Origin of the sequence: Mesorhizobium sp. M7A.F.Ca.CA.004.06.1.1 (genome assembly GCF_003999135.1) — a bacterium.
Lineage (GTDB): Bacteria > Pseudomonadota > Alphaproteobacteria > Rhizobiales > Rhizobiaceae > Mesorhizobium.
On record NZ_RZPQ01000263.1, the window covers coordinates 1 to 7,091 of the forward strand.

At 63.8% G+C, this 7,091-nt stretch carries 7 protein-coding genes and 1 pseudogene; 7 read left to right on the top strand and 1 reads right to left on the bottom strand.

Annotated elements, in window-relative coordinates; all coding sequences use genetic code 11:
- The 5 genes from EN906_RS16980 to EN906_RS17000 all read left to right on the top strand — a co-directional run.
- Nucleotides 1-306 (top strand): tripartite tricarboxylate transporter substrate-binding protein (locus tag EN906_RS16980; RefSeq protein ID WP_281060446.1); only part of this gene is annotated, 306 nt, incomplete at its 5' end.
- Nucleotides 307-428: 122 nt separating this feature from the next.
- Nucleotides 429-965, top strand: a complete 537-nt coding sequence (locus tag EN906_RS16985; RefSeq protein WP_027037688.1) for a tripartite tricarboxylate transporter TctB family protein — start codon at nt 429-431, stop codon at nt 963-965.
- Nucleotides 966-969: 4 nt separating this feature from the next.
- Complete coding sequence (locus EN906_RS16990) at nt 970-2,493, top strand: tripartite tricarboxylate transporter permease (RefSeq protein ID WP_127269607.1); 1,524 nt, start codon at nt 970-972, stop codon at nt 2,491-2,493.
- Between the two features lie 15 nt (nt 2,494-2,508).
- Entirely contained in the window at nt 2,509-3,693 is a 1,185-nt protein-coding gene (locus tag EN906_RS16995; RefSeq protein WP_127271808.1) for a CoA transferase, read from the top strand.
- Entirely contained in the window at nt 3,690-4,538 is an 849-nt protein-coding gene (locus EN906_RS17000; protein WP_127270868.1) for a citryl-CoA lyase, read from the top strand. Before EN906_RS16995 ends, EN906_RS17000 begins: the two co-directional genes overlap by 4 nt.
- A gap of 4 nt (nt 4,539-4,542) precedes the next feature.
- On the opposite strand, the gene EN906_RS17005 is transcribed toward EN906_RS17000, so the two are convergent.
- A complete protein-coding gene (locus EN906_RS17005) occupies nt 4,543-5,019 on the bottom strand; it encodes an NUDIX hydrolase (protein ID WP_127270867.1) in 477 nt (158 codons plus the stop codon).
- A gap of 109 nt (nt 5,020-5,128) precedes the next feature.
- Between EN906_RS17005 and EN906_RS38980 the strand changes: the two genes are divergently transcribed.
- Both EN906_RS38980 and EN906_RS17015 read left to right on the top strand, forming a co-directional pair.
- The gene (locus tag EN906_RS38980; protein ID WP_164749439.1) at nt 5,129-5,437 is read left to right on the top strand and encodes a hypothetical protein; all 309 of its coding nucleotides are present in this window, start codon (nt 5,129-5,131) and stop codon (nt 5,435-5,437) included.
- Between the two features lie 673 nt (nt 5,438-6,110).
- Nucleotides 6,111-7,091 (top strand): annotated as a pseudogene (locus EN906_RS17015) (autotransporter outer membrane beta-barrel domain-containing protein); the annotation flags it as partial.

Consider the following 7,091-nt stretch of genomic DNA (forward strand, 5'->3'; position numbering starts at 1 on the left):
CGGCTGCTCGCCATCTCGGCTGACAAGCGTCAGGACGGCATCGACGCACCGACGATGAAGGAAGCCGGCATCGATGTCGAACTGTTCAACTGGCGCGGCGTCTTCGCACCGCCCGGCGTTTCCGACGCCGACAAGGCGGCGATGGTCACAATGATCGAGACCATGGCCAAGAGCGATGCATGGGCAACCGAATGCAAAAACCGCAACTGGACGCCCATCCTTTTGACTGGCGACGACTACGCAAAATTCCTCACCGAGGACACGGCCCGCATCACCGCGATCCTCAAGGATCTCGGCCTCGCCTGATGTCTTCAGGGGGCGGTTAGAGTGCCGCCCCCTTCCCATCTCGCCTGCCGCATGGACATATGATGCGGCGAAACTGCGGATGCGGCCGGCTGGAGGATGCCGGCCATCTTGGGAGGATACCGATGAGCACCAGCGACCAGCAGGCGGCGCCGTGGCGCCTTGCCGTGCCGGAATTGTTGATAGGCATCGGGCTCCTGGCCTGCGCCGGCGCCGTCGCCTGGCAGACGCTGGCAATCCCGGTGTCGCCGCTCTACTCCAAGGTCGGCCCGACCGTCTTTCCCTACCTCACCATGTTCGGCCTGGTGGTTCTTTCGCTGTTGCTCATCCTTGCCGCGCTTCGCGGCGGCTGGCAGCCGGAGGAGGAAAAGGAGACGCCGACCGACTGGAAGGCGATGGGCTTCGTCGTCATCGGCCTGATCGCCAATCTGCTGCTCATCCGGCCGCTCGGCTTCACGGCGGCATCCGTCATCATGTTCGTTCTGGTCTGCTACGGCTTCGGCAGCAAGCGCACGCTGCGTGACGCAGTGCTCGGCCTGATCCTGGCGCTGGCCGCCTATTTCGGCTTCGCCAGGGCGCTTGGCGTCAACATCGGTGCCGGTTTCATCGAGAACCAGCTGAACACGGTCATCGATGCGTTCATCACCATGTTGAGGGGCTGACGCCATGGAAACGCTCGGACATCTCGCACATGGCTTCTCGGTTGCCTTCACCCCGGTCAACCTTCTGTGGTGCCTGCTTGGCACCACACTCGGTACCGCCATCGGCGTGCTGCCCGGTCTTGGGCCGGCGCTGACCATCGCGCTGCTTTTGCCGATCACCTATCAGGTGGCGCCGGAGGCATCCTTCATCCTGTTCGCCGGCATCTACTACGGCGCCATGTATGGTGGTTCGACGACGTCGATCCTGCTCAACACGCCCGGCGAAAGCGCCACCATCGTCACTGCGTTGGAAGGCAACAGGATGGCGCGTTCCGGGCGCGGCGGCGCGGCACTCGCCACTTCGGCGATAGGCTCGTTCGTCGCCGGCACGATCGGCACGATGGGCGTCGCTTTCCTGGCGCCGGTGGTGGTCAAGTTCGCATTGGCCTTTGGTCCGGCCGAATATTTCTCTTTGATGGTGCTGGCCTTCATCACCGTTTCGGCGGTGCTCGGCTCGTCTTCCGTACGCGGCCTGACCAGCCTGTTCGCCGGCTTCGTCATCGGCATGATCGGCGTCGACCTGCAGACCGGCCAGCCGCGCTTCACCTTCGGCACGAACGAACTGCTTGATGGCGTCGATGTCATCATTGCCGCGGTCGGCCTGTTTGCCGTCGGCGAGACGCTCTACATGGCCTCGCGCCGCTATGCCGGCAAGGACGAGATCGTGCCGCTGAAGGGCTCGCTCTACATGACGGCGGCCGAGTGGGGGCGTTCGTGGAAACCCTGGCTGCGCGGCGCTGCGATCGGCTTCCCGATCGGCGCCATGCCGGCCGGCGGCGCCGAAATCCCGACCTTCCTGTCCTATGCCATCGAAAAGAAGCTGTCGAAGCACAAGGAGGAGTTCGGCACCGTCGGCGCCATCGAAGGCGTTGCCGGCCCCGAGGCTGCCAACAATGCCTCCGCCGCCGGCGTGCTGGTGCCGATGCTGACGCTCGGCCTGCCGACTTCGGCGACGGCGGCGATCATGCTGTCGGCCTTCCAGAGCTACGGCATCAATCCCGGGCCGCTGCTTCTCACGACCCAGGGCGACCTCGTCTGGGGGCTGATCGCCAGCCTGTTCATCGCCAACGTCATCCTCGTCGTCCTCAACCTGCCGCTGATCGGGCTGTGGGTGCGGTTGCTGAAAATCCCGGCGCCGCAGCTTTATGCCGGCATCCTGGTGTTCGCCACGGTCGGCACCTATGGCATTTCGCAATCGCCCATCGACCTCGTCATCCTCTATCTCCTGGGGGCCGCCGGCTTCCTGATGCGGCGCTTCGATTTCCCGACCGCGCCCGTCATTATCGGCATGATCCTTGGACCGCTCGCCGAAACCCAGTTCCGCCGGGCGATGACCATCTCGAATGGCGACTGGTCGGTGTTTTACACCCACAAGCTGTCGCTGACGCTGCTGACGCTCGCCTTCATCGGCCTCGCCGGCCCGCATATCTGGGCCTTCATCGAGCATCGGCGTCGGCGCGGACCGGAGCATGTGCCCGGCGATGCCTGATCGATCCATGACGCCATGACAGAATTGCTTTCCGGTATCCGCGTCCTCGACCTGACCAACGTCCTGGCCGGTCCCTACTGCGCCTATCAGCTGGCGCTGCTCGGCGCCGATGTGATCAAGGTCGAGGCGCCGCAAGGCGGCGACCTAGCCCGCCAGCTCGGCGGCTCGCCAAAGCTGAACAGCGCCGGCATGGGCGCATCGTTCCTGGCGCAGAACGCCGGCAAACGGTCGGTGGTGCTCGACCTCAAGCAGCAAGCCGATCGCGAGCGCTTTTTCGATCTGGTGGCCAGCGCCGACGCCCTGGTGGAGAATTTCCGCCCGGGCGTGATGGATCGGCTGGGGCTTGGTTACGAGGCGCTGAAGACGGTCCGTCCAGGCCTCGTCTATTGCGCGATATCGGGTTTCGGCCAGACCGGGCCGATGCGCGACAATCCCGCCTATGACCAGATCATCCAGGGCCTGTCGGGGATCATGAGTATCACCGGAACACCGGAAACGGCGCCGCTGCGGGTCGGCTATCCCGTGGCCGACACGCTTGGCGGACTGGTCGGCGCGTTCGCCATTACCTCGGCGCTGGTGCGGCAGAAGACGAGCGGCGAGGGTGCCTTTCTCGACGTCTCGATGCTCGAATGCACACTTTCCGCGCTTGGCTGGCCGGTTTCCAACTATCTGACCGTAGGCATCGACCCCAAGCCGATGGGCAATGAGAACATGACGGCGGCACCCTCCGGTACGTTTCGCACCGGCGACGGGCTCGTCAACATCGCCGCCAACAAGCAGGAGCAGTTCGTGGCGCTGTGCCGGCTGATCGGCCGGCCGGAACTGGCCTCCGATGTCCGCTTTGCCGAGCGCGAGACGCGCAAGCGCAACCGTGCGGCGCTTAAAGTCGAAATCGAGGACGCCCTGGCGGGCGCGCCGGCCGCGGCCTGGGAAGAGATGCTCAATCGCGCCGGCGTGCCTGCCGGCAGGGTGCTGACGATCCCGCAAGTGCTGGCCGAGCCGCAAGTGCTCGAACGCCGGGTGACCGCGAATTTTGATGATGTGGCCGGCATGGACAAGCCGCTGACCGTTCTGCGCGGCGGCTTCATGGTAGATGGCGAGGCGCCGTTGCCGACAAAGCCGCCGCCGGCGCTCGGCGAACATATGGGCGAGGTGTTCGCCGACCTGCCACCCCGCGCCAAGACAAAGGCAGGCGCATGAGCGACACGGAGAAGACGGGCCGTGAGCGCGGCGAGGAATGGTGGCAGACCGACATCATCGAGATGCGGCCTGGTGTCATCCGGCTGCGCGGCTACGAGATCCAGGATCTGATCGGCCGCGTCAGCTTCCCGGCTGTCATCTGGCTGATGCTGCGCGGCGAACTGCCCGGCGAGGACCAGGCAGAGTTGCTCGGCATTGCCTTGGGAGCCGCCGTCGACCACGGACCGCAGGCGCCATCGATCGCCATCGCGCGCATGGCCGCAACCTGCGGCGTCGGTATCAACAGCGCCATGGCCTCGGCCATCAACGTTCTCGGCGACGTGCACGGTGGCGCCGGCGAGCAGGCGCTTTCCTTCTATGGTGACATTGCCGTGGCAATCGATGCCGGGATGACGCTGAATGAAGCGGTCTCGACACGGCTCGACCGGTTCTTCGCCGAGGAGAAGGGCTATGTGCCGGGGCTCGGACATCGCTTCCATCCCGTCGACCCGCGCGCGCCGCGCTTGCTGGAACTGACCCGCGAATTTGCCGCACGCGGTGCCGTCAACGGACGTTTCGTCGATATTGCAGAAGCGATCGAGGCGGACGTCGCGCGACGCAAGAGGAAAAAAATACCGCTCAACATCGATGGCGCTACCGCCGTCATCTATGGCGAACTCGGTTTTCCGCCAGCGCTGACGCGAGGGCTTTTCGTGCTGTCGCGCTCGGTCGGCATCCTTGCGCATGCCTGGGAGCAGTCGCAGCAGGCCGAGCGAAACAAAGGGCCGCTGCCGCGCGAATGGCTGTGGACCTATACCGGCACGCCGGTGCGGCCGTTTCCCGAAAGCGATGAGCCCGGCGAGTGAGGCTTTACGCCTGGTCCACCTGCAAAGGCTGAGGAAGCTTCAGCGTCTTCACCAACGTTGAAAGATCAGGCTCGTCGATGAGCATGGCTGCGTCGGCTGGCGCCAGCCAGGCCCGCTGGCGTCGTTTGGCTTCCTGCCAGTCGGCCAGTTCCTCGCTCACCTCGAGCAGATAGACGATGACGTCGACGCGGACAAAGCGATTGGCCAGCCGCTTCCAGTAGGAATAGGTGCCCGCCGGCTGCTTCAGCGTCTTGCCGAGCACGCCGGCTTCCTCCTGTGCCTCGATGGTGGCCGCCTTGCGTCCGCTCTTGCCCTTCATCGGCCAGCCCTTGGGGACGATGAAGCGCCTGGTGGTACGCGACGTGACCAGCATGACCTCGATGTCGCCGCGCGCGGTCAGCCGAAAGGGAATAGCCGCCACCTGGCGGATCCTCTCGCCCTTTTTTGCCTTGCGTACGGCCTTTTTCTTGGTGGCTGCCATTCGTCAATCCAGTCGATGCAATGCCGCATAGCGCGACAAGGCATCGTTGCGAAACCAAAACTTTCGCATGTGCCGAAAGACACTCGAAATACCTAAGTCGGCTAAATAAATGAAAAACGCCTTGATGTCAGCGGCAATTGCTCACGGCGGTGGTGCCGATTATCTGGGTCTGGCAGCTTGGCTTGAGCTGCTGCACGACCGGGGGCGGCTGCTGAACGATCTGGCGGTCCTGGGCGCGGTACTGCTGCTGTTGCTGCTGATATTGCTGCCGTTGTATCCTGTTTTGCAGGATTTGCAGGTCGTTCTGCCGGATCAGCGCATTGTTGCCGGTAGCGGAATTGAGCGCTTGCGCGGAAGCCGGCAGGCAAACGCCCGCCAGCACTGCCGTGGCCAGCATTGCCACTGTGAAGATCGTTGATGGCCGAAGTGCCGACATTCGCTCATTCCCGCGCAAAAAACTCTGCCCACTGATATAGGACGTTTGCGCGGCGATGCCATGGCCAGCGGGTCGAGCATCACGAAATCGGGCAGTCCGATCGCTTTGTTCTGCGATTCCAGCAGTGAACCGCAGATAGTCGTCATATGACGACTATGAAACGTCAGCGGCTTTAGTCAGTGTCCGCACGTAAATTTTCGGTTTCATCCGGCATAAGTTAATGTATTCTAATTGAGTCAGAGCTCCGCAAGTGGGAATGCGGATGCTCTGTTTTAATGCATTGAACCTTATTGCGCAGTGCCGGCATCCTTATTGCAATTGCATGAGCATAGCGGTGGCGTCGCCTTAAGCAGGCATTGAGGCGCGCCCCCGTAAAACGGGGGGTAAGTGCATGGCTTTGTTTTCAAAGCGTGGTGGCTTTGCCATCAAACGCGCATTCGCGGTTCCGGGTTCCGGTATCGACGCTGCCAATGCCCATGTGGCAGAGGTATCCCAGCAAGCAGGGCTTGCCCGCCAAGCGCTGCCCGGCAGTTCGCCTTGTTCGCTTCGTGCGGCGCAAGCGTGGACTTTGTTCAAACTTGGACCGGTGGCACGTGCGCAAGAAGCGTCTGGCTCGGGTCGCCGTCGCCGGCCAGGTGTGATTGCCGGACGGTTGATGGTCCTCCTCGGCGCCACCGCGCTGGTGGGTTTTCCGCCGATACCGGCGGCGCATGCTCAGTTCGTCATAGACGAGAACGGCCCGGATGCTCCGGACAGGGGACCTGGTGGCTTTGACGCAGATGGCGATAATGGCGATCCCGGCGGATCGATTACAAATGCGACCCCTGGAGCCGTAAACAACGTTCCGCAGATAAACGTCAACGCATCTGGATTTGGCGGCACGGCGAATGGCGGCGATGGCGGCGACGGCGGCGAAGGCCTGGCTGGAACGCCCTTTGAAACCAATGGCGGTGAGGGCGGCAATGGCGGCGTTGGCGGATCCGTCGATGTTCTCAACAACGCCACGATTTCGACCATCGGCTCGGGCCATCATGGACTCATAGCTTCCGCGGTCGGCGGCGATGGCGGCAGTGGCGGTGGCGCCCTTCCGGCGATCGTGAACCTTGGCGGCGACGCCGGAAGCGGCAACACCGGCGGCAGCGCCAACGCGGTTGCGTCTGGCACCAGCGACATCACGACGACGGGCGACTTTTCCTACGGCATCTTTTCCAACGCCAGCGGCGGCAATGGCGGCCAGGGCGGTGACAACATCGTCAGTCTCGGCGTCGATGCTGGTGACGGCGGTGATGGCGCTTCCGGCGGCACCGCATCGGCAAGCAACGCCGGCAAGGTGGAAACATCGGGATTGGCCTCTTATGGCATGCTGGTGCGGTCGGCAGGTGGTGTGGGTGGCAATGGCGCCGATGGCGTCGGGGTCGTCAGCGGCGGCGGCAATGGCGGCGGCGCCACTTTGGGCGGAAATGCCACGGGCAGCAATTCGGGCGGCATCATAACGCATGGTGATTTCGCCAGCGGCATGGCCGTACAGTCGGTCGGCGGCGGCGGTGGTGGCGGCGGCGACGCCTTCGGCCTGTTCGGCGGCGGTGGCACCGGCGGCGCCGGCAATGATTGCTCCCATTCAACCGGTACCCACCCC